Annotated in this window: 2 protein-coding genes and 2 pseudogenes; all 4 read left to right on the top strand. The window is 47.2% G+C overall.

Annotation, left to right across the window (positions count from 1 at the left end; genetic code table 11):
- Nucleotides 1–522: pseudogene (locus tag AC1DUA_RS32220) on the top strand (hypothetical protein); the annotation flags it as partial.
- 87 nt (nucleotides 523–609) lie between these two features.
- A complete protein-coding gene (locus AC1DUA_RS32215) occupies nucleotides 610–1,314 on the top strand; it encodes an ABC transporter ATP-binding protein (protein ID WP_477503615.1) in 705 nt (234 codons plus the stop codon).
- Entirely contained in the window at nucleotides 1,304–2,332 is a 1,029-nt protein-coding gene (locus AC1DUA_RS32210) for an efflux RND transporter periplasmic adaptor subunit (protein WP_477503616.1), read from the top strand. Before AC1DUA_RS32215 ends, AC1DUA_RS32210 begins: the two co-directional genes overlap by 11 nt.
- A 12-nt stretch (nucleotides 2,333–2,344) precedes the next feature.
- Nucleotides 2,345–2,877: pseudogene (locus tag AC1DUA_RS32205) on the top strand (ABC transporter permease); the annotation flags it as partial.

The following is a 2,877-nucleotide window of genomic DNA, read 5'->3' as shown; positions in this document are numbered from 1 at the left end:
ACATGGGTGAATTGTGATAAATTTACGGCCGACAAAGCTGAAGGCTACGATATGGTTGTTGTCAGCAATACACTAAACTCCAAATATCTTCGTTCCGGCATTATGAAAGATGTTGCGATTCCAACGGTTTATTTGAAAAATCACGGCATGTACTATCTCGGACTATCCTCTCAAGAAGAAAACACGAACGAGTATAATATTAAATCTACGACCATTGCAGAGCCGAAAGATAAGGCTGCGGCTGGACTCTCGGGAGATGTAGACCTTCTCTTAACTACGGATCCCAAAACAGCTATCGCTTATGGCCTTCCAGGCAAGGAAGCTACGGTCATTGCGACGATCCCAGGAAAACCGAAAGAAGCAACAATTTTCTATTATAACAAAGGAACGCACTCAGATAGCGGCTATGAAGTGCAAGCACGACTTTCCTTCTTCTCGTTCGCCGGCAATTATGATAACGCTACGGAAGATAGTTGGAAGCTTCTGGATGCCCTTGTTGTGTGGACGCTGCAAAACGGCTAATCGCTTTGAATCAACATGTCGAACTCCAGTTTTGGAACTGGAGTTCTTTCTCTAGCCAAATCCGCACATATAGGAGCGTGAGTGGTCATGAATGACCAGCAACTAGCAAGCTCTGCCCCTCTTGTTAAGGCGGAAGGTGTGACTCGCATATTTGGACGCGGCACAGCTGCGGTTCATGCCTTGAGAGGAGCCAGCTTAAGTATTCCCTCCAAGCAGCTTATTGCGCTCAGGGGTCGTTCAGGCTCTGGCAAAACCACTTTAATCAATATATTGGGTGCACTAGACAGACCGACAGAAGGGCGAGTTTTCTTTAATGGCAATGAAATCAGCGGATATTCCGAGAGCAAACGCAACGCCCTCCGGCGCAAGGATATGGGGCTTATTTTTCAATCTTTTGGCCTTGTGCCTTTAATGACAGCGTATGAGAATGTAGAGTTTGGTTTGCGTATTGCTGGCGTGAAGTCTGTGAATTTTAAAAATTATACGGAAAGTGCACTAGAGTATGTAGGGCTTAAGGCAAGAATGAAACATAGGCCTTTTGAAATGTCTGGTGGAGAGCAGCAGCGAGTGGCTATTGCTAGAGCGATTGCCCATAAGCCGACGTTAATTCTCGCTGATGAGCCAACTGCCGAATTAGACAGCAAGATGGGTGCGCAAGTGATGCGGGTATTCAAAGATTTGGTGCAGCATGAGGGAATGACGATCATTCTCACGACGCATGATCCCGCCATTATGAGTTATGCCGATCATGTTTACGCACTGGAGGATGGACAAATTGTCGATGCGACTTAAACGCGCAGTGTTGCCGGCTATCGGCCTATGCTGCATGGCCTGGGTGCTAGCGGGATGTGCGCTCTTGCCAGTTGAAGAAGGCGAGCTGAAACCGCCGCTTGTCGAGCCCGCGAAGGAAACCTTAAGTCTATACACGGTCAAACGCAGTAATATTACACAGCAAATTACGGGTGTTGCCACATTTGCTTCCGATAAAATGGACTATTTATTTTATGCGGAGTCTGGCGGACGTTTGAGAAAAATCAATGTGAAACTGGGCGATCAGGTAAAAGCTGGGGACATCCTGGCAACAACAGAAACATCTGATTTGGAAATGAGGATTAAGCTCCAGCAAATTGCCATTGCAAAGCTAAAAATTTCACTCCAGCAAGCGATGGGGGAAAAAGATGGCGATGATCCGGATATCCAAATGAAACTGCTTGATATGGAAAGCGCCCAGCTGCAATTGGAATCGCTGGAGAGCCAACTCCAGAATACAAGGCTGACTTCTACGATTGACGGGATCGTGACGTTTATCGATACCCTTCAGCCGGGAGACCAAGTCGTTGCATACAAGCAAGTTATCACACTTGCCGATCAGAAGCAGATGAAGCTTGTCTATACGGCTTCCAGTCAGAATGATTTGGCAGGAGTCGAAGTGGGTATGGAAGTAACTGTGAAAATCAAAGATAAAACCTATGCAGGGAAGGTTGTTCAAACCCCTCTCTCCGCGCCGCCGAACAGTAATAAGGCGATTCAGGATAAAAATGCGAAAGCCATCTACATCCAAGTGACAGGTCTGCCTCCGGATGTTGTGATTGGCAATCAGGCTGATATCACGATCGTGACCCAGAAGCGAGATCAGGTGATGGTGATCCCAAGATCTGGACTTCGCAACTACATGGGCCGCGATTTTGTGCAGGTGTTGGAGGGCGAAAGCCGCAAAGAGATCGATGTAGAGAAAGGAATCGTTGCAGCAACAGAAGTAGAAATACGTAAAGGGATAACTGAAGGACAGCAGATTATCCTGAACAACTAGGAGGCTAAGACATTGGCATTATTTATCATGATCTTGCGCAAAATGATCAATAATAAATGGCTTGAGCTTAGCTTGTTGTTCGGGCTTGTGCTGTCTGTTGCACTCGCGAGCAGCATGCCGATTTATACGAGTGCCATTTTGCAAAGACTGCTCATTCAAGAAATGCAGCAGTTGCAGCTGGGCAGCAATCAATATCCAGGCATTTATTGGCTGTCGGCATCTTTTTCCGCGCAAGAAAAACAACAGAAGCATGTCACGATATCAGAAACGGAGCAGTTTTTGAAGGAAAAAGAGGGACGATTCGGCATCCCGGTGCAGACTTTCGTTCGTGAAAGAGCGACGCAGCGCTACAATTTAATGCCAGCGGAACCTGACAAAATTGATACCAATGTTCAGAGGTCGGCCGATCTTTCCGCGATTGATGGCATGGAAAGCCACATCCGGTTAGTGGATGGACGGCTTCCGGCGAAAGAACCGGTTAACGGTGTGTATGAAGCACTTGTGGCGCCGGAGGCATTGACCGAACTCGGGATGGTGCTGAACAC

It is taken from the genome of Paenibacillus sp. 01T422, assembly GCF_056398785.1.
The sequence above is the reverse complement of the archived record's forward strand: the minus strand, read 5'-3'. Positions and strand labels throughout refer to the sequence as shown.

Bases quoted from the DNA above. Each gene is read 5' to 3' on its own strand.
- AC1DUA_RS32215 (WP_477503615.1), top strand. From the start codon at position 610: ATGAATGACCAGCAACTAGCAAGCTCTGCCCCTCTTGTTAAGGCGGAA.
- AC1DUA_RS32210 (WP_477503616.1), top strand. From the start codon at position 1,304: ATGCGACTTAAACGCGCAGTGTTGCCGGCTATCGGCCTATGCTGCATG.